Genomic DNA, 20,332 nt, shown 5'->3' with positions numbered 1-20,332 from the left:
AGTTACGCAAGTCATTTTATTGAGTTAAATTCGTAACTTATGGATGTTGATTTTCTTAATCAAACTTAACTTAATGACCGAATTAACCAAATTATGGCGTGATATACACTTTACTTTTAGATTGTTAATTGAAAAATCTATAAATTTCAATACTATAGTGTTGGCATGATGATAGCTTGAGTATAGTTAACATGATAACAAGGACAATATATGCAAAGTAGTACAATAGACACTGTACGGCAGCCGACCTCAATTTCGCGAATATGGACAATTGCCAATTATGAGTTAACACGTTTATTTAATACCAAAAGAGGCTGGATGGCACTTATAGCCTTTGCCATAGTGTGGTATTTCATTTTACGCTATCCAGTTTACTACGCGTCTTCGATTATTTCACAGCCGCAGCTTGAAGACACCTTAAAGCAAGTCTTTGGCATGGTGGGAGTAGAGAACTTATTAGCATGGCCAGTCCCAGAGTTGGCGGTTTATTGGGTGACTTCGTTAATACTTTATCCTTTGTTTGCATTACTTATTACTTCCGATCAGATTTCGTCGGATAAAGCTCGCGGCACGTTGCGATTTATTGTGCTGAGAACGACGCGTTTTGAGTTGTTTTTTGGTCGTTATTTAGGGCAGCTGCTAATTTTAACGATTCTAATATTGGCAACATTATTGGCGGCATCTGCAATGGCGATTTATCGCGACCCTGTTCTATCATCGTCGTTTGCCTCTCATTTTGGGTTTATTTTGTTTCATATGCTGTTTGTATTAGCGCCAGTAGTAGCGGTAACCGCGCTAACATCGGTGGTATGTCAATCGGCGCGCTCTGCTACTTTCTTAGCAATTATCGGTATTGGATTTTCTATTATTTTGGTGGCTGTTGTTAGTTACTACATACCGCAGCTTAGCCTATTAAGTGATGTGTTATTGGGTGCACAAGTGACGGATTTAGCGACATCTTCAGGGATGGATTCTATGTCGTACTTAATTCTACCTATCAGTCAAACAGTGGTTATTCTGATTATTGCCATGTTTTTATTTAATAGGAGAGCGTTATGAGTACAGTAATTAGCTGTAACGGTATTAGCCATAGTTACGGTAACAAATTAGCGCTAAATCAAGTTGATTTTTCGGTAGATGTTGGTGAACCAATAGCATTAGTTGGACCAAATGGGGCGGGTAAAACAACACTATTTAGTATTTTGTGTGGTTATTTAAAACCAACGACAGGTCGCGTTGAAATTTTTGGAGAACAGCCCAATTCACCTAAATTGTTTGGGCGAGTTGGTGCTTTGCCACAAGATGCGTTATTAGATCCGCGTTTTTCGGTATTGAAGCAACTTCTGTTTTTCGGACAACTGCAAGGTATGAGTAAGTCCAATGCGGTAAAAGAGGCCGAGCGGGTGTTGGATTTGGTTGGTTTGGTAGAAACAGCAAATGTTAAGCCGCAAGAACTTAGTCACGGAATGCGAAAGCGTATAGCGATTGCGCAGGCGCTACTCGGTAAACCAGAATTAATATTGCTTGATGAGCCAACAGCAGGGCTAGATCCCGCTAATGCTAGAGTTATTCGCAAGCTGATTGGCGAGCTTTCTTCTGAAGCGACATTTATGGTGAGCTCACATAATTTAGACGAACTAGAAAAATTGTGTCGTACCATTCTTTATCTTGAAGGCGGTAAGCTTTCTCAGCAACAGATAGGTGAAAGCAGTAGCAATGCGGGTTATTTAACGATTCAATTGCTTGATGAACTTGCTCCTAAAAACCTTTCGTTATTGCAAAAACTGTCGTCTGTTGAGCAAGTAGAGCAAACTCAACGCATGGAATATTTAATTACCTATGATGATCAGCTAGAGCCTTATTTTGACCAGCAATTATTGGGTTTCTTAGCAGACAATGCTTTGAAATATAGACAATTAATTAAAGGTCGTTCGTTAGAAGAACAGCTATTTACAGATTCAGACAAAAACGTGGTTAATCAGTAGTATTGCATTGAAGTAGGCGATAACGGGAAACAGATCCTATTATTGCCTACGTTTTATGTTAAAGCGCTTTTTTGCTGATGATGATTTCAGCAATGGCTAAATTTATCGCCATACCCAATAAACGGCCGTAATCGTATTGAAGCTTTGTTAACACGGCAAAAAATTGTTCAAAGTGACTAAATAAGACAACGCTTAATAGTTCGACAAATAGTGGCGTAACAGCAGCTAATGTTACAGCTACTGCCCTTGCCATCCAAATTCTGTGTTGTGCAATGTTACGTTTAATCGCGAACATTAGGGCAATTGAAAATGTAAGGCAAATAGCTGCACTAGTTAAAATTAATATGAAATAACGTATCCCTTGTGATTCTGGCGTGAGAACGTTATGCATCCATACACCAGAGGTTGCCATAACAAATGCTGAAATAACGGCGACTCTTCCTGCTATTTTATGTCGTTGTGGATTACTAACTCGTAATTTAGGTGAAAACTGAAATGGCATGGTTAAGAAAAATAAAATGCCAAATCCGCCGTGTAGGTAAATTGCCATTGGTGTTTCGAAATGGGCGACGTTAATTATTGTTGAAACTTCACCGGTTGCAGATGGGCCTAGAGCAACCATCGCTACTAAAAATATTGCAGGAATACCTGCAATACCGGTTAAAAAAAATAGTAACCCAACAATAGACCAATTAGCCGGAGGGAAGTTATCGGTAACGTTGTTATTTAGTGTTTTTGCTAGTGTCATATGCGTTCACTTTTCATTAAGTAGCTAAGGATGTGTTGATTATGTAGAATGAAAATGTTGAAAGCGTCTGACTATGTTAACTCGAACCTTTTTTATGACTTGGCCTGTAGGTTCGGACATACGTTGAAAGTCGAACCTTCTTAATTCATCGGCATTACAAAGCAGTTTTGAGTATTTTTAAATGGATGAATCTTTACTACTTGCGCTAAACATTTCTACATTAGCGATTATTATATTTAGTGCTCATTTGCTAATTTTACGCGCTTCCGAACGCCACGCTTACTTGCCGTTAGCGATTTGCTTATTGGCCATTGGTATTGTTATTTGCCAACCGACGTTGGCGAGTGTAGCCAAACCTTGGCAACCGACAATTTTAATATTTTCATTGCCTGCGATATTGTTGATAGCGCCGACCTTTTGGCTTTATGTCGTTGGAATAACGGCTGAAACACCATGGCAATTTCAAGACGCAAGCAAACGTCATTTTATTCCCGCACTAATCGGCTGTGCGGTTTCATTACTAGCCTTATTTGTACCGTATGATGTGCAATACGCCTTGTTGATTGAAGGCAATGAAAACATCTTAAAAAGCACATCTGAAATGATACGCTATATTGCTTATGGCACTTTGATTGCAACCTTATTGCTCGTGCTGGGTTGGGTAATTCAATCGGGTATTTATTTTTACAAAGTAGTTAAACGGTTAACGCAATATCGACAGCACTTGAAAGATTTATTTGCTAGTACAGAATCTAAAGAAATTAGATGGTTAAGTTGGTTACTGTTAGCGGTAGGTGTAGTGTGGACCGCAACTGCGGTGAACATTGTATTAGATAATTTGGTATTTGCTACGCAATTAAATGCTGGTATCGCAGGAAGTGTAATATTGGTGATGATCTGGAGTATCGCACTTTGGGGTTTGCGACAAAAACCTGGTTTTGAAGAGCTATATGATAGCAAAGAACAATTGCCGATTGGGTTAACGAACAGTGAACCTTCACAAAGTAAATATCAGCGTTCAGCGTTAGATGAAGCCCATGCTAGCCAAATCGCTAATAAAATAGAAAATGCCATGCATAACGATAGGCTTTATTTAGACGCTTCACTTTCACTACAAAAATTAGCAAAACACATCAGTACCTCGCCAAATTATATTTCACAAACGTTGAATGAGTCACTGGGCGCAAATTTCTTCGACTACGTAAATAAGTATCGAGTAGAAGCAGCTAAGCAAATGCTGCTTGAATCGAATGACACGGTACTAAATATCGCCATGAATGTTGGCTTTAATGCGAAGTCGTCGTTTTACGCGGCGTTTAAAAAAGAAACTCAATTAACACCAAGTCAGTTTAGGAAATCAATGAATCAGAGTTAAGTTAACACTTGCTGCATACTTGCTTTAGTGTTTCAAAGTAGCAGACTTAACTATCTTGCGAATTAAGGTTGTCACAGTATCTATTTTTACTAAACTTAAAAGTGGCTCTGTTCTAGAAAAAAAACTTAATGGTGAGTTGTATGTTACAACCTGAACAGTGGATTTATGAACAAGACAGGGATGAATTATTATTACCGGCGTGGCAGAGGCTTGTCGATTTAATGGCTGAACTTTGCGGCACTCCTGCAGGCTTTATTGTGCAAGCAGGAGATGAAAAGTATAAAGTTATTATTGCCAATCAATCAGTTGAAAACCCATATGGTGCAGGTGTCACTATCGATTCTGACGTTAATATATTTTGTCGTGAAGTTGTTCGGCAAGACACAGGGTTATATGTAGGTAATGCGACAGACCAAGATGAATGGATTAGTAACCCAGAAGTCAGTGAAGATGGTTTTAATACATATCTTGGCTATCCTCTTCACTGGCCTGATGGTTCTACGTTTGGCACCATTTGCGTCATGGACTTCCTCAAAACCGATTATGATAGTCGTTACCATAAACTCATAAAGCATTTTCGCGATATGGCGGAAAGAGAGCTGAGCCTACTCGATAAGAACATTCAACTTGAAAGCTCTGCAGCAACGGATCACCTCACTAACTTGTTTAATCGTAAGGGCTTTTTTATTGCGGCTGAACAATTGTTTAAATCTGCGAAAAGAAACAAAGCCAACATTGGAATAAGCTATTTTGATATCGATAATTTGAAGCCAATCAATGATACGTACGGCCACAAAGTCGGCGATGAAGTGATTATGTCATTTGCTCGCTACTTAAGAGAAACATTCAGAGAAGTCGATATTATTGCTCGATTTGGTGGTGATGAGTTTGTTGTAATGTGCCAAGGCGAAAAACAGTTGGATATTACTATAATGATACGCAGACTGAATGAACTATTAGCCCAAAATGACCAGCAACCTAGTCTTACATTTAGTTATGGCTATGCATCGCTTAATGCGGAATCGTTAGAGAGCGATGTGGTAGAAAGGCTCATAAATATGGCCGATGGTGAAATGTATAAAGACAAGGAAACCAAAAAAAATAAAAAATAAAGCCAGCAATGGATTTAGTTCTATTGGAGCTCGCCTTAGAGTAAGTTCATATCTAAACATAAACCGCAAACATGCGGCTCTATGTAATTCAGCTTTCAATTGGCATGCACATCAAGCCCTTTTATGATGGATAATACTATTGATTTATTGGAACCTAAGCTCCTTATTTGCAACGGTGTTAGATTCAGTAAATAAGCTATTAATTCAGAATAAGAAGAAACTAAGGTAGGTAGGAGATAAATCTATGGGAAATATTCTTTTGGTTCGTGGTCCAGAAAACCTACTTAAGGCTGGCATTGCTGGATATGGATGGAGCCAAATTAATTTGAGTAGCTTTGAGAGTTTCTCTGTTGTCGACCAGTTTATTAAAGAAAAAGAAATAGATATTGGCAGACAAAGAAACCAAATCAAGCGCTTCTATGACATTAAAGGTGGAGATATCATTGTCGTTCCAGTTTCAAGAGCAATTGTTATTGGTATTGCAAAAGGAGAGAAGTCATATGCGCAAAGCCCTTGGAATGGTGCAAATCGTGTGTCGGTTGAATTCTTTAAGAATGAAATTGGAGACGTTATCAGAATACCTCGTTATAAACTGTCTGAAGGAGTGCAAAGTCGGCTGAAAATTAGAATGACAGTCGCTAATTTAAACGAGTTTTCAGATGAATTTGAAGGTTATATAGAGAGCCTTCAAAACGATAACTCAATTTGCTTTGATTCTATTTTTCAGCAAAAGGTCGACAGAGAAATTGAATCGCTAAAAGAGGAGCTGTTAAGTCGAATTGTATCGGGTAAAACTACGCTTGAAAGTGGTGGCTATGGTTTAGAAAAGTTGATTGCTGAACTTATGGAAATAGAGGGATACGAAGCGTCAATTGAAGCTAAGAACAAAACGCATGATGACTCAGATGTAGATATCATTGCAACGAAGGCAGATACGTTATCAAGCAGTAAAGTATATATACAGTGCAAGCATCATTCAGGGGTAACGAGTCGTTGGGGAGTGAAGCAATTAGCTCTTTTAGAGGAGTCTAGCTTGCATGTTGATATGTGGTTAATAACTACTGGTAGCGTATCAGAAGATACAAAAACTTATGCTGCTCAAAATAACATAGGTGTAATGGAAGGCGTTGATCTGATTAGCTGGATTTTTTCACATATCCATGAGCTTTCTCCGGGCACCAAAGAGAAACTTGGCTTATCTATAATGCCCAAACTTATTACGTAGCTTTTATCTCAAGGGCCGTGAAGGTTCAAAGAATGACTAATAATGCTAGAGGCTGTCTCATCTATGGAATTGGTACATCACTGACCTTTAACGAAACTTAAAATATGTGGATCTTCATTAATAATGAGAATTCTTGAATGGAGTTTTCTGACTTGTAGCCAAGTATTGAATTACTAATACAAATTGTTGCGTCAGCAGTTGCGAGAAAATCATAAAAAGCTCCAAAATTAATCAGAAAATTTATAACTCAAGTCCATGACGATTTCGGCTAGTGTTAGTATATCTTCATGTTTTTCTGTTGAGAAAAGGGAGCTTCTTAAATATAAAAATTTAATGACTGTTTTGTGCCGTGAGATCAACCAATGTGTTGTGTCCATCGGTTGTTCTCACAGCCATAAACGGACGATGGTAGCCCTAAAAAGTCCCGCTTGAATAGCTTTTAGGCAATTAAAGCCTATAGGTAATTAAACTTCTTTTTTCATTACTCCTGCAAACTCCCGTCCACCCTCGAGTTCGCGGAAATCAACATTCACAAGTTCCCATCCTTCAGCCCCTAGCGAACTAAGGTAAGCTTCTAAGTCTTCTCGTTTTCTACTTTTGAATAGTCCTGCTGATTCAACATCCCTAGTATCCACAATTTTATATTTGTACTTTTTCATGAGCTCTCCATAACCTAATTTAATAATGTATGCCTAATAATTTAATAATGCGCAAATCGCGTATATTTCTACCACCCAACTCCTCACTTTTCTGATTACTACATTTTTATCAATTAGCTACCACTTGCTAGCTAAGAAAATATTTGAAAGTACCTTAAAGGTGATATTTGGTTTTGATACAAACTACGATTTAATATCCTTTTTGCATCTTTCAAAACTAATATATCCTTGATAACTTGTTTTTTACTTGGAGTTTGTTCATATAGCTTTTTTATAATTCTTTTTCCTATCCAGTAGCCCATATCAGGTGGCATATTGCTTTTTGGCTTTGAGTAAAGCCATGGGAAATACTCATTTTCATACATAACCTTTGAGAACTCAGACCAAATCATTTTTTCATGTTTGGCTCCATAGGTTTCTCTCTCTTTTTGCAGTTCGCCGCTTCTTTCCATCACAATTTCAGAAAAATAGTCTGCCGCTCCTTCAATTAAAGAAATCTCTAATAGTGTGAAATTCAAGCTTGTTCTTTTACTATTTCGATATTGAAAGACATGGATAATTTCATGAGCAATATATTCCAACAGTATTGATTCTGCTTCCTTAGCGGAAGAAACGCCTTTACAAACGCTTTCCAGCGCCAAGATTATTCCATCAGGGGTTGCGGTCGCTGCGGTATTATTGGCTCCGAATACAATATCGACTGACACATTGCCAGACTCTAATAAAAAAGAGAGTGATTTAGATATAATCTCATTTGCATCATCTTCAAGTTGCATAGCAACTGGCAAACATATATCAATGGCGTGCCGATAGTCTTGCGTATTGTTATCTATGGCTAGCGTTAAGTTTTTTGCACCGTTAATTCGAGCCGAAAGTGCCTTTAAACCATATGAATTGTTCGCTAAATAGTGATTAGCTTCCTCTAGAGACAAAGCATCATTTTGAGAAAATGATTTTAAAAACGCCTCCGCTGCCGACGTTTGATAATTTGTCACTGCATGCGCTTGCAGTGAACTAGAGATATATATTAATAAAACGAAAACCAGTTTATTTGAAATAATTTGCTTCATGGCTACTCCATTTTGAGGAAGATTATTAAGTAAAAAATATGTAATTAGGAATGTATCTGATTCATTCTGAATTTCTCGGTGCCTACCTTCACAACCCAAAATACAGCAGTAAAAACAACGAATAATAGTGGTACTAGCAAAAACTCAATACGTTGAACGATTTCTGGTAAATGCCTTGATTGCCCCAAAAAGAAAGCAGCTGTCGACATCATTAGAGGAAAGTACATACGCCAAAGGTGCCGGATTAAACGACTTTTCCCCCGCAAGCCGCCTTGCTTTAGATTTCGATAGTCACCAATCCAGAAGCAAACCATAATACTGCCAAAAACAGCGAAAGCCTCGATTCCAAAACCACCTAGTTTGCCACCTACAGTATGGCTGGCTTGGTAGCCATACCAAACAAAGCCAAGGATTATGAGAGTTACAAATACAAACAACAATTTATCGAAGTAATTGATTCTCGCTGGTGATTGCCAAACAGTATTAAGAGATGACAGAACTAGGTAGCAGAGCACCAATCCGTTCAGGAGAGAAAGCGGTACTTCTCTTAAAATAGCAATGTAAGTGCCAGACAGACCAAGAAACAGTATTGCAACCACATAAGTTCGGCCTAAATACTTGTGTGCGACCTGACCTTTTTTGATAAAAGCAACGGCATATCCAGCTAAGAGCGCAATTGCTCCAGCACATATGTGAAACAGTAGTATTGATGACATCATGTTATACCTCCTATGGTTGCCAAACAGCTGAGTTAGCTTGTTTGTTCTATCTGACTACCTGAAGTAGTCGCTCCAGATTTAAAACCCGCTTTTAGTAAGTAAACAGGTACTATGATTTGGGTAACAAACAACGGCAATTGCATGATGTTTGGAATGGACTTTTCGAAGAAAGTATGACCCACTGCAATAAGCTGAAACAAAGTCGATAAAAGAGCGAACACAGCAAGATAAAAAGGAAGTAAAGAAGCCCTTATCGTCAAAACGTAAAACAACAATAAGCTAATGCTAGAAATAAAAATTGAATAAAAATGGGCTTCATTGCGACCAATTGCTAATATTTTTTTCATATACTCCAGTGTTGTATCACTGGCAGCCGCATCAATTGAATAAGTTGATGACAAAAAGACAACATATTCAGAGAGCTTTGCGTATTCATTGGCACTCATTGCAATGCCAATGGATGCAAAAGCTATTAACGCAATAAACAAACCCGAGTGCTCTTTTATCTTCGACTTTGGTAATAAAAGACCAAACACGACGTTCAGCGAACTAATTACCAAGGCCAGCAACGTAGCGCAGCCCAAAATAAAGGTCAGTTGTTCCGCAGATAATGTCCCGTCATACTTTAAAACTGGGCTAATAAAGTGAAAGTTAAGTAAAATACCAAAAACCATCTGCCCAAGCATTAAGCTTGCTAACAGCCTCGCTGAATTTTTGTTATTGTCCTGTCTCAACATGTTCATAAAAACTCCTATACGTTTATTTAGTAACAATGTTAACCAGTTTGAGACAGAGGTTGGGTAACATAGTGTAACAACTGAAAGGAATGGTTTGTTTTTAACTCTCCTATCGCCGACTATTACAGTAAGAGAATTGAGAAGTAATTGCATATGCCCAACATATTGATGATTGATGACGACAAGGATTTAACAGACAGCCTGACGTTGTTCTTTAAAAAGCACCACTTAGAATTGGTTGTTGCTAATGATCCGTTAGTTGGGTTAGACCTTATAGGCGAAGCTCATCCCGCGCTGTTACTACTAGATGTCATGATGCCAAAGGTAGATGGATTCACTTTGTGTAAACAAGTCAGAGAAAAGTCAGCTTTGCCTATTATCATGTTAACCGCCAGGGGGAAGTTAGAAGACAAAATCTATGGTTTTGAACTAGGTGTTGATGATTATCTGCCAAAGCCATTCGAGCCATTAGAGCTATTAGCGAGAGTGCAAGCTCTTTTGCGACGCAGTGAACTGCAAGGCCCAACTGAAGAAACATTAAACATGATGATTCAATTTTCAGGATTAGACATTATCGCCTCGCAGCAGCGAGTTAACGTTGATGGAGTCGACATTCAGTTATCTGGAATGGAGTTTCATTTACTACACACGTTGGCGACTCACCCAGGGAAAGTGTTTAATAGAGAGCAGATCATTGGGGTACTCAAAGGAGTGGAAGTTGATTTGTATGGACGAGCAGTCGACATATTGCTAAGTCGACTAAGGCAAAAGCTTAATGACTCCGCCACCTCTCCACGATTTATCAAAACGATTAGGGGCATGGGCTACACATTTATTGCCAAACCACTTTAAAGCCGTGATTTACTAAGTAATCAATTATGAATCTTTCAAAAATTAATTTTCCAAATATGCGACTTCCCAACCTGAATCTATATACCCGATTTTTCTTATTATTTTCCATCAACACGATTTTACTCGTTACTCTCATTATCTTAGGCAGTTTCTCAATATCCGAAAATGAAGCTGAAAAGATCGTTTCAGATCGTCACGAGGCGCTGTACGATATGATGGCGAAGTTAGTCCAAGGTCCGATAGATATTGAAAGCCTTAAAGCTGAAGCGAAGAAAAACCGAGTATCAATTCAAATTAACCGAGGAGAGGAAACTTGGAGAACAGGGAGTACGTTGCCATCATCATCTGAGCTTATGACAAATGCCGTAGCCTTGGGCAAATTGTATTTTACAAAAGTAGGCTCCAAATACTTTATTTTTACCACTTCAAATAACTCTACGATTGCCGTCACCTCACAAATCGCCAACCTAATTGTTTACCCTAACTGGCTCGTTTTATGGCCTTGGTTAGGCGTATTAATGGTATTATTTATTAGCTATAAAACGCTAAATTCTCAATTAACCCCTATCCGAAATGCTATCCACAGCGCATCTCAAATAAGTCAGGGTGACCTTAAATACCGAATTAAATCACACCCGAATAATGAACTTGGCAATTTAACCAAAGGATTAAACAAGATGGCAGAAAACCTTGAAGAACTTTTTGCCTCGAAGAACGAGCTATTGCTGTCAGTCAGCCATGAGTTGCGGTCACCGATGGCAAGAATGAAAGTGCTGTTGGCGTTTTTGGAGAAAGGCGAAATAGAATCTAAGTTGAATCGAGAAATAAATAAAATGGACGCCATTGTCGAGCAGTTGTTAGAGAGTGAACGACTTCGAGACTCGCATAAGTTACTCAATTTGGAGTCCTATTTTTTCCCCAATGTAATGGACGATATCATGACAAGTTTTGATCGCAATGAAAGTATCCAATTAGAAAGTAACATTCCTGAGATTGTCGTTAATATTGACTTGGGCCGATTCAAGTTCCTCATTCGCAACCTTATTGAGAATGCATTGAAGCACAATATTAACTCACGTCCAGTTATTGTCACTTGCCAAGAAGGCAATAACGAGCTCGCTATTACTATTAGAGACTTTGGTTCAGGCATCGACCCAGAGTTTTTACCAAGGTTGTTTGAACCTTTTTCTCAAGCTGAGCATGTAGAAAATAGAAGCAATAATGGGGTCGGTTTGGGGTTGTTTTTATGTAAGCGTATCGCCATTGCTCATGGTGGAGAGCTTTTTGTGAATAGCGAACTTAATAAAGGAAGTGAGTTTACGTTTAGGTTGCCAGTAGCTGCATAAAACACTAGATTGTATACAAACTAAAATCCCGCCAGATAAAAGCTATTCGTTATTAGAAATTTGAATTGGTTTATATAGTGACAGTTTATCAAAGTCCTAAATGGACATTTTTTCCCAAAAAACAAGAAATCGTTTATTTAGATGGTGAGAAAAAACAACTCCCTTCTCGAATTAGTAAATGTTTATTAACTCTACTCTCCAATGCTGGAAGTGTCGTAACCTACGATGAATTATTAAAAGAGGTTTGGGGTACCACACACAAAGAAGCCAGTACGATTTCATCTGTCGTTTCCGAGGTTAGGAAATTAATTGGTAGTGGAGACGGCGATGAAAAAATGATCGTAACAGTGCCCAAACGGGGTTACCGTTATACTTATCAGGTTCAAGTTTACACACTGGATGAGCTTACTGCTCGGGAAAAGTCTAATGAGAACCTGCTATCAACAAATCCTGCAGAAGAAACTATAACTAACAACGAACCAATAGTAAGTAATAGGCTTTCTTACAGATTTGTAATGATAACCTTATTAATTATTGTCAGCGTATATTCGCTCCTAAATTTCCTTAACTTAACCGAAACCAATGAGAATATAAAAGATCAAGCTATCCCTGCATCATCAATGCAATATGAAGTGCTATCACATGAATCAGGAAGAGAAGATGAGTTTGATATTAGTGATGATGGCCTTTGGTTAACTTATGTCAATAAAAGAACTGAGACCTTACCCAGTTTAAAAGTTAAAGAACTTGAGACAGGGAAAGTACAGCAAATAACGGCTGAAGCTGGCAGCTATTTTGGTTCACCTGTTTTTTCCAGCGACACTAATCGAATTGTCTACCACAAACAAACAGATCAATCATGTGAAGTTTGGATATTAGATTTTAGCACCAAGTTGCTTGAAGCTAGTAATGCAAAATACATCGCTAATTGTGGTAAAGGTGGATTTTGGTCTACGACTTCCTTTTCAAAGGATGGTCACCATGTTTACTACTCAAGAGCACATTCATTAACCGACCCTTTCAAAGTTTTTCGATTAGATTTAAGAACATCCTTTGAACGGAATATCACATCTCCAACCTCTTCAGGAAGAGGAGATTATTCTTTTTCACTTTCTCCTAGCGGCCAGCAATTAGCAGTTATAAGAAATGTACTTTGGCAGGAAAGTCACATTTTAGTAAATAACGTTGAAAACAATGAGTCTAAATTGCTGCTCAAATTACCTTATCTAACTGACAGGATCGGCTGGTTAAGTAATGAGCAAATAATTTATTGTGATAGGGACAGTAATATTTGGTCTTATAACCTAGCCACAGAAAAACAGTCATTAATGGCTGAATTAAACTTCACATGCAATTACCCTGTAGTTTCACAGGAACAAATCTACGCGATAAAAAAAGTAAGTATTAAGAATGCTATTTGGTCTCTAATAAAAAAAGATAATGGAGACTTTGCTATTACCCCTTTAATTACTAGTCCTTATTATGATTCCAATGCGATGTTTGGGCCAGATGAAACACTGTACTTTATTTCAAATCGCTCTGGAAAAGAGCAGTTGTGGCAAAAAACGCCTGATGGCTTCATACAATATAAAGGCGTTAACTTACCTCCTAACACTAGGGAATTAGAGTTTTCCATTGAAACTAATACCTTATATGGCTTATCCGAGCAACGTCTATTTCGCTATAACCTAGACATCGCTGAAATTGAGTGGATCTCAAAAGAAAAACACCAAGTATTCAATTTTAGTATTGCCGACAACAACCAACTAATTTTTTCCGAAGGTAAAGATGAGTACTGGACTCTAAAGTCGATAGATTTATTTACACTCAAAATTACAAATCTAAAGCTTAATGCTTTTTCATCGAAGCAATATGAGGGAGAACTATTCTTTACCCAGTATCATGAACAAGGTCTTTGGAAGAAAAACCTCGAAACAGGAATCGTTGAAAAAGTCTTGGAAAAAGTAGACATAAAGTTTAATACCTTCTGGGATATCTGGGATAAAAACACGCTAATTTGGGCTACCGACAAAAAATTTAAAATATATGATCTGAATAGCGGTCAGTTACTCTATGACAATTTAAATTTCGAAGGACATATCGGCTTTTTGAAGTGCAAAAAAGAAAGGTTGATGTGTACATTTTCCTTTAGGGAAAATAATGAAACTGAAATAATCAAATTAAAAAGTATTTAACTAATTGTTTTTAAATAAATATATTTTTATAAATTTTCCCAAGGATTTTCCAACGCTTTTCTTGAAGTGTTTTTACATTCCTTTTCATATGATTTGCGCCGTCAACTTAAACACATGATTGGTATTAAACATATGAGACAATTTTTCTTAATTATTATCTTTGCGCTAGGTAGTTTTAATGTACTAGCAAAGTCAGAAATAAACTTGAATGAATTACTGCAACCTCACGAAGTTAAACAAGATATAGATCAATGGATTAACTTCATCAATAAAACCCACCCTCAACTGTCATATACAGTTAAAGACGTAGATCGTTTTTATTTAGACGTAGAAAACCTTAAAGATAACATTAACGAACCTATATCCGTTTTAGATTTTTGGCGCAAAATTTCTATATTCAATAGCACGCTAAGTGATGGTCATACGGTAATCACATTGCCTAAACCGAAAGAACTCGCAAATATTCATATAGCAAATGGTGGCGGAATATTCCCGTATAGTGTGGTATTTAATAATGACAAGCTCGTTATTAAATCAACTATAGATGGAAAGGCAACCGAATTAAGAGGGAGTGAGATTATCGAAATAAACGGTAAGAAAATAAATGACTTTATTGCCCCCCTTCTAAAACGAACTCATGGTGATAGTAAAGCATTTCGTAAAGCTCTACTACAGAGGCGTTTTTCTGAGTACGTATGGCTTTACTATGGCAACATAAAGTCTTACGACATTGTATTATTAAGTAAATTCGGTAAACAAACCCAAAAGAGCATTAATGCAAGCCATATCCAATTTGATCTTTCAGATAACTTTAATGACAACTTTAAGTTTGAAATGTTAGATCCGAAGAATGCTTTATTAACAATAGAAACCTTTTATTGGGGAGCTGAATACAAAGATGTTATTGCTTTTTTACATGATGCGTTTTCAAAGGTTCAAAATAGCTCAGTCGAGCATTTAATTATCGATATTCGTGAAAATGGTGGCGGTGATGACGTTATTTGGATTGATGGCATACTACCTTACCTTGCCAAAGAAACATGGAAAACGGGAAGTAAGTACAAAGTTAAAGTTATAGAAGGTCGAGCGAAAGAAGGTCAAACAGTTGGTGATGTGCTTGAAGGTGATATGAGCTTTCGAGAAGTAAAAGGTAACGTACCTAAGTTTAACGGAGATGTATCGGTTTTAATTAGTGACTTTACTTATTCTTCATCTATATTGTTTGCCAATGTAATTCAAGATTATCAAATGGGTCAATTAGTTGGCGAACCGACAGGCGGAAGGAGTGGTCAAACGGGTGGAATTCAAGCGTTAAATTTAGCAAATTCAAACTTGAGAGTAATTAGCCCTCGTTTTTACTTGGAAAGACCTAAAGGAGGGCATAACTATGCCCCCGTTGAACCTGACTTACCAATAAACTATGACAAAACAATACCTGAACAGTTAGTAAACAAGCTGATAAACCAACGCAACTTGATAACTAATTAATGTAGCATTTGCGTTAAGGAGTTAAATGAATTAGATAAAGTGAAGGATGGATATTACCCAGTAATTCAAAGCCATCCTTTATAGCATTCAAGTTAAAACGTTTTGGATAGGAATGAGTTAGTCACCCGTCCGCTTTGTAGAACTTATTTAATAAAACCTTATTATCATGATCGTCTGTTGCTAAATTGAAAGTCTCAGCATTTTAATCAGAACTTTCTCGCCAAGTGACTCAATTCTCAAGACTTGTGATGATCCACATAACCAAAAAATCAACCAATTTGATAAAGATCAAAAAATTTAGAGTAAGTACTTTACTTTTATAGAGCAGGTGCTCTATAATGTGTTTCGTTCCTTGTGAACGCCTGTTGTAATAATTTTGTATATATTCTAGCTTTCCCCATAGCTAAATACGCCGCTGATATTTATATCGGCGGTTTTTTTTGCCTGAAATTTAATGTTGACTATGATTAAGGATACATTGAAACAATTTGTTCAAGGCTAGAATCACCTCTAATGACACATTTCACTGCCTTGTTTTTTATTGTTGGAATATGCGTTTTTCATATAAATGCTCAGGCAAATGAGAAAATTCGTGTCGTCACTGAGGAATGGCCGCCTTATAACTATACCAATGACGAAGGAGAAGTAGTTGGTTTAGCAACAGAAGTGCTGAAAACAGTGTTGCGTGAAGCTGATATTGATTACCACATAGAAATGCTTTCATGGAGCCGCGCATATAAGCTAGCGAAGAAACAAAGCCACACACTTATCTATACTATTTATCAGGCTGAAAACAGGGAAAGTCAGTTTCAATGGATATGTCCGCTAATTAATACATCAAGCCTTAATGTTTACGCATTAAAAAGTAGAGCGGATATAACATTATTAACACTTGCCGAATTGAAACAATTTACAGTGGGCAGTACAGAAAGAAGTTTCCTTTATGATTATTTGATAAACCAAGGGTTTGAAGTAGGAAAAAACCTTGATAGTGCTAGTGATGAAGAAGCCAATATTCGAAAATTATTTCGTGGACGAATTGATTTAGTCGCACAAGAAGAGTTGCCATTCAAAATGCGTTTAGCTAAAGCGGGATTAAGCTTTGACGATGTAAAACACGTGCATACTCTATTTCCTAATGCCTCAAACAAAAGCTGCATGGCTATGAGCCTTAGCACCCCTAAAGTGTTGGTTGAAAAAATTAGAAAAGCCCTGCAAAAAGTAAATGATAAAAGAGCGAATAGGCTTTCATCTAATTAAAAAAAATTAAGAATATTCGAAGAAGTTATCCCACTTACTATCTAATATTTGTTTCGCTTCATTAATAGAAACTGCTTTATATACCTGCTCTTGTATAGTCACTAGCGTTAATTTTTCAAGCTTTTGTAATGCATCTGAAATTTCAAAATCTAATGTACATTGATGTGTTTGTTCAAACCATTGCTCTATTTGTTTATCTAGCGCCTGAGCGGTTAAGCCGTCAGTATTTTTAAGTAAAAAGGTATAAGCCAGCAGAGCTTCTTTAAAATCTTCTTCTTCGGCAGCGTCAATTAAGGTGTGAAATACGCCAGCGTTGTTATCCAAATTTTTGAAATAGAGATTATCTGACAGCGCCTTCATAAATTTAATTTTACGGTTTTTGAATTTGCTCCATTCTTTAAAAACAAAGCTGCCAAATACACCTAAGCCAATACCCAGTGAAATAAAGTGTTGCTGAGTCATTTCTACTTCTTCACTGCGCCACCCTAACCAAAAGGCAAATAGTGCAGCTAGTAAGACAAATGATGCGCCGAGTTTGGTCACTAAAACAACGGCACCACCAATAGCAGCAGATGCTCCAATAATTGCCTTGTCTATTTTTCGCATGCGAACTTCGCTGTTGGGAAACAGCATTTCTAGATCTGCTTTGGGGACATTTTGGAAAAGTTTAACTATGGTTGAGCCTGGTTCATAACCTAATGGCGTTTTCTGCTTACGTTCAAAATAGGTTTGGTCTTTAAAGGTAATAAATACGGCAACACGATCGTAATTGGTAAACTGAATTTCTTGTTTGCGAAAGCCCCAAAAAGTAGAAAGAGTTTCAGATTTTTGTGATTCACCACGACGATAAAAAACGACCTGTTCAAAGTCATCAAATTCGACCTCTAACCTAACCTTAAATAGCGATTCTTCGCTCAGTGCATCTTGCAAATCTTGTTCGGTAACTTTTTCAAAGTTTGCGGCATTTAATACTTCGGCAAAATTTTTAGCAAAACGGCTTTGGTGCTCATTACGTTGTTTTTCAGAATAAGGGGTTAGCAGTTTTGTGTCTGCATTTGGGTCGAATGGCGCGTAGTCGTTTTTAAGTGCTTCTAGTTGTTCATGGTATTGAAAATGAAACACGCTAGCGAGAATGTCGCAAAACTGTTGGAAAGCATTAGCTGATTGGCCATCAGCAACTTCTTGCTGGCACATAGTAATAATATCTTGCTTTCTAAAGGGAATAAAACGATCGGCACTCATAACTTTCTACGATTTATACTGAGAAAGTTAGAGTGTATGGGAAAACGAGCTAAGAAGAAATCTTGTCAGAAAAATTATGATTCGGTTGTTGTGTCAACGATTTCATCAGCAAACCAATTGCTAATCACTTGTGTTGCTTGGTCGTAGCCTGTGCGTTTTAATGATGAAAACGCTTGTACTTTTATATCACCCTTTAGTGCAGCTAGTGTCTTTTGTACTTTTAACACCTCCGCAGATTTTTTACCTTGTGATAACTTGTCACACTTTGTCAGTAAACAAAGTACGGGTAAGTCACTGTCTACCGCCCATTCAATCAGATCTTGGTCTAAGTCTTTTAAAGGGTGACGAATATCCATTAGGACAACTAACCCTTTTAAGCAGTCGCGTTTTTCTAAATATTCACCTAATGCCTTTTGCCACTTTTTCTTCATCTCAAGCGGTACTTTAGCAAAACCATATCCTGGAAGATCAATAAGGCGCTTATTCTCAGCAATTTCAAATACATTGATTAATTGCGTGCGGCCAGGTGTTTTACTTGTACGAGCAAGGCTTTTTTGACGAGTTAATGTATTTAACGCACTTGATTTGCCTGCATTTGAGCGACCCGCAAAAGCAACTTCTATACCTGTATCGTCTGGTAGACGACGAATATCGGGGGCACTAATGGTAAATTTGGCTTTATTTAAGTTGATTGCTTGCTCAGACACTATGGCTTTCCTCAGTTGAAGTGGCGCTATTATAACGTTTTTTTGCAAGCAACTAACAAGAGATTGCAAAAATAACCTGATTTTTTATAGGTTTTTCTGTGCTAGGCTGTTACACAACACGAATATTCGTGTAAAATATCGCGACGAATTTATCAACCGTATTTAGTGTGCGTGTGGGCTTCTAATCATTCACAAGCATTAAATGTAAGAAGAATAAGCAGAGAGCATTCGATGAAAAAAGTTATCGTATCACTTCTATTGGGCTTAGGTGTGTTAGCTAATGCCAATGCACAGGGCGACGTTGAAGCAGGTAAAACTAAAGCTGCAACTTGTGCTGCATGTCATGGCGCTACAGGGCATAGCGCAATTGACACTTACCCTAACCTAGCTGGCCAGCATGCTGATTACATTGTTAAGCAATTAAAAGCATTTAAAGACGGTTCAACCCGTAATGACCCAGTAATGTCACCAATGGCAGCACCATTATCAGAGCAAGATATGCAAGACTTAGGTGCATTCTTTGCGAGCCAGCCTAGCACTCCGAGCGATGCTCCGGCAGCTTCAGAAGGTGGTGCTCCAGCTGCTCCTGCTCCAGCAGCAATCGTTGGTGATGCAGCCGCTGGTAAATATTTATACGAAAACGGTGACGAGTCTCGTTCAATTGGTGCTTGTATTGGTTGTCATGGTAAAGAAGGTATGAGCGATGTACTTATTTACCCTAACCTTGATAAACAACACCCAGAATATATTGAAAAACAATTAAAGCAGTTTAAAGAAGGCGCTCGTGATAACAATTACGCGATGAGTCAATTCGCTGCGCCATTAACTGAGCAAGAAATTGCTGACTTAGGTGCTTACTTTAAAGACCCAGCAGCAGTAGCAAAAGCGGCACCAGCTAAAGCGAAAGCAGTGGTAACGGTTGTTGGTGATGTTGAGCTTGGTAAAGCGAAATCTGCAACGTGTGTAGCATGTCATGGTACAGATGGTAATGCGTTGGTTGCTATGTATCCTAAACTTGCGGGTCAACACGAAGGTTACTTATTAAAGCAGCTTCAACAATTTAAATCTGGTGCTCGTGACAATGCAATCATGGCACCTATGGTTGCGGCACTTTCAGATGATGACATGAAAAACCTAGCAGCTTTCTATGCAAGTCAAACAACGTCAAAGGTTGCTAAGCCTGATGCAGTTAATGAAGCAGGTCGTAAGTTATACTTCGGTGGTGATTCTGTGCGCGGGATTACCGCGTGTGCAGCATGTCATAGCCCTGTAGGTGACGGTATGGCAGCAGCTAAATTCCCATCGCTTGCTAATCAGCATCCTGATTACATCAAGGCACAGTTAGAGCAATTCCGCTCTAAAACACGTGCTAACGATGCAAATGCAATGATGCAGAACATTGCGATTAAATTAACTGACAAAGATATTGCTGACTTAACAGCATTTATTCAATCGTTATAAGTTAAAGAAATTGTTAAAAAAAAGCAGCCTAATGGCTGCTTTTTTTATGGCGAAGTTATAGTAAACGTCTTACTATTTAGATTGAATAGTATTCGTTGGTTCTATAATTAAATCCATGAGTGGTCATTCTAATAAAGTTCATGAACATATA

18 protein-coding genes are annotated in these 20,332 nt (G+C 37.8%); 11 read left to right on the top strand and 7 right to left on the bottom strand.

The features are described from left to right. Positions 1–210 precede the first annotated feature (210 nt). Both HII17_RS03735 and HII17_RS03730 read left to right on the top strand, forming a co-directional pair. On the top strand, positions 211–1,059 hold the full coding sequence (locus HII17_RS03735) for an ABC transporter permease (protein WP_169073951.1): 849 nt from the start codon (positions 211–213) through the stop codon (positions 1,057–1,059). Continuing rightward, positions 1,056–1,985 (top strand): ABC transporter ATP-binding protein, encoded by a 930-nt coding sequence (locus HII17_RS03730; protein WP_169073950.1) that lies wholly within the window; start codon positions 1,056–1,058, stop codon positions 1,983–1,985. The genes HII17_RS03735 and HII17_RS03730 overlap by 4 nt, the downstream gene beginning before the upstream one ends. A gap of 58 nt (positions 1,986–2,043) precedes the next feature. Here HII17_RS03730 and HII17_RS03725 read toward each other — a convergent pair whose 3' ends face one another. Continuing rightward, positions 2,044–2,733 (bottom strand): DUF2306 domain-containing protein, encoded by a 690-nt coding sequence (locus HII17_RS03725; RefSeq protein WP_169073949.1) that lies wholly within the window; start codon positions 2,731–2,733, stop codon positions 2,044–2,046. 181 nt (positions 2,734–2,914) lie between these two features. On the opposite strand from HII17_RS03725, the gene HII17_RS03720 reads away from it, so the two are divergent. The 3 genes from HII17_RS03720 to HII17_RS03710 all read left to right on the top strand — a co-directional run bounded on the left by HII17_RS03720 (position 2,915) and on the right by HII17_RS03710 (position 6,445). Beyond that, on the top strand, positions 2,915–4,108 hold the full coding sequence (locus tag HII17_RS03720; RefSeq protein ID WP_169073948.1) for a helix-turn-helix domain-containing protein: 1,194 nt from the start codon (positions 2,915–2,917) through the stop codon (positions 4,106–4,108). A gap of 140 nt (positions 4,109–4,248) precedes the next feature. Further along, entirely contained in the window at positions 4,249–5,220 is a 972-nt protein-coding gene (locus tag HII17_RS03715) for a GGDEF domain-containing protein (RefSeq protein ID WP_169073947.1), read from the top strand. Positions 5,221–5,464: 244 nt separating this feature from the next. Beyond that, positions 5,465–6,445, top strand: coding sequence for a restriction endonuclease (locus tag HII17_RS03710; protein WP_169073946.1), 981 nt, complete (start codon positions 5,465–5,467; stop codon positions 6,443–6,445). A gap of 464 nt (positions 6,446–6,909) precedes the next feature. Here the strand turns inward: HII17_RS03710 and HII17_RS03705 are convergent, their stop codons facing one another. The 4 genes from HII17_RS03705 to HII17_RS03690 all read right to left on the bottom strand — a co-directional run bounded on the left by HII17_RS03705 (position 6,910) and on the right by HII17_RS03690 (position 9,636). Beyond that, positions 6,910–7,104 (bottom strand): DUF4177 domain-containing protein, encoded by a 195-nt coding sequence (locus tag HII17_RS03705; protein WP_169073945.1) that lies wholly within the window; start codon positions 7,102–7,104, stop codon positions 6,910–6,912. 131 nt (positions 7,105–7,235) lie between these two features. Beyond that, positions 7,236–8,174 (bottom strand): DUF2268 domain-containing putative Zn-dependent protease, encoded by a 939-nt coding sequence (locus HII17_RS03700; protein WP_169073944.1) that lies wholly within the window; start codon positions 8,172–8,174, stop codon positions 7,236–7,238. Between the two features lie 44 nt (positions 8,175–8,218). Then, positions 8,219–8,893, bottom strand: a complete 675-nt coding sequence (locus HII17_RS03695; protein WP_169073943.1) for a DUF2306 domain-containing protein — start codon at positions 8,891–8,893, stop codon at positions 8,219–8,221. Between the two features lie 32 nt (positions 8,894–8,925). Further along, positions 8,926–9,636, bottom strand: a complete 711-nt coding sequence (locus tag HII17_RS03690) for a hypothetical protein (RefSeq protein ID WP_169073942.1) — start codon at positions 9,634–9,636, stop codon at positions 8,926–8,928. A gap of 147 nt (positions 9,637–9,783) precedes the next feature. Between HII17_RS03690 and HII17_RS03685 the strand changes: the two genes are divergently transcribed. The 5 genes from HII17_RS03685 (at position 9,784) to HII17_RS03665 (ending at position 16,771) form a co-directional block, all read left to right on the top strand. Then, positions 9,784–10,482: a response regulator transcription factor gene (locus HII17_RS03685; protein WP_169073941.1), complete on the top strand. Its 699-nt coding sequence runs from the start codon at positions 9,784–9,786 to the stop codon at positions 10,480–10,482. A gap of 26 nt (positions 10,483–10,508) precedes the next feature. Further along, complete coding sequence (locus tag HII17_RS03680; protein WP_169073940.1) at positions 10,509–11,828, top strand: HAMP domain-containing sensor histidine kinase; 1,320 nt, start codon at positions 10,509–10,511, stop codon at positions 11,826–11,828. Between the two features lie 77 nt (positions 11,829–11,905). Beyond that, entirely contained in the window at positions 11,906–14,023 is a 2,118-nt protein-coding gene (locus HII17_RS03675) for a winged helix-turn-helix domain-containing protein (protein ID WP_169073939.1), read from the top strand. A gap of 132 nt (positions 14,024–14,155) precedes the next feature. After that, positions 14,156–15,511 (top strand): S41 family peptidase, encoded by a 1,356-nt coding sequence (locus tag HII17_RS03670; protein WP_169073938.1) that lies wholly within the window; start codon positions 14,156–14,158, stop codon positions 15,509–15,511. Between the two features lie 513 nt (positions 15,512–16,024). Beyond that, positions 16,025–16,771 (top strand): substrate-binding periplasmic protein, encoded by a 747-nt coding sequence (locus HII17_RS03665; protein ID WP_169073937.1) that lies wholly within the window; start codon positions 16,025–16,027, stop codon positions 16,769–16,771. 6 nt (positions 16,772–16,777) lie between these two features. On the opposite strand, the gene HII17_RS03660 is transcribed toward HII17_RS03665, so the two are convergent. After that, a complete protein-coding gene (locus HII17_RS03660; protein WP_169073936.1) occupies positions 16,778–18,013 on the bottom strand; it encodes a TMEM143 family protein in 1,236 nt (411 codons plus the stop codon). Positions 18,014–18,087: 74 nt separating this feature from the next. Continuing rightward, positions 18,088–18,720 (bottom strand): ribosome biogenesis GTP-binding protein YihA/YsxC, encoded by a 633-nt coding sequence (yihA, locus tag HII17_RS03655; protein WP_408033869.1) that lies wholly within the window; start codon positions 18,718–18,720, stop codon positions 18,088–18,090. Between the two features lie 231 nt (positions 18,721–18,951). Between yihA and HII17_RS19020 the strand changes: the two genes are divergently transcribed. After that, positions 18,952–20,181 carry a c-type cytochrome gene (locus HII17_RS19020; RefSeq protein ID WP_235938627.1) on the top strand — a complete coding sequence of 410 codons (1,230 nt, stop codon included), beginning with the start codon at positions 18,952–18,954 and terminating at the stop codon, positions 20,179–20,181. The last annotated feature ends 151 nt before the right edge of the window (positions 20,182–20,332 follow it).

This window comes from Thalassotalea algicola (assembly GCF_012932965.1).
Classification (GTDB): Bacteria; Pseudomonadota; Gammaproteobacteria; order Enterobacterales; family Alteromonadaceae; genus Thalassotalea_F; species Thalassotalea_F algicola.
This window is presented reverse-complemented; position numbering and strand designations above follow the sequence as displayed.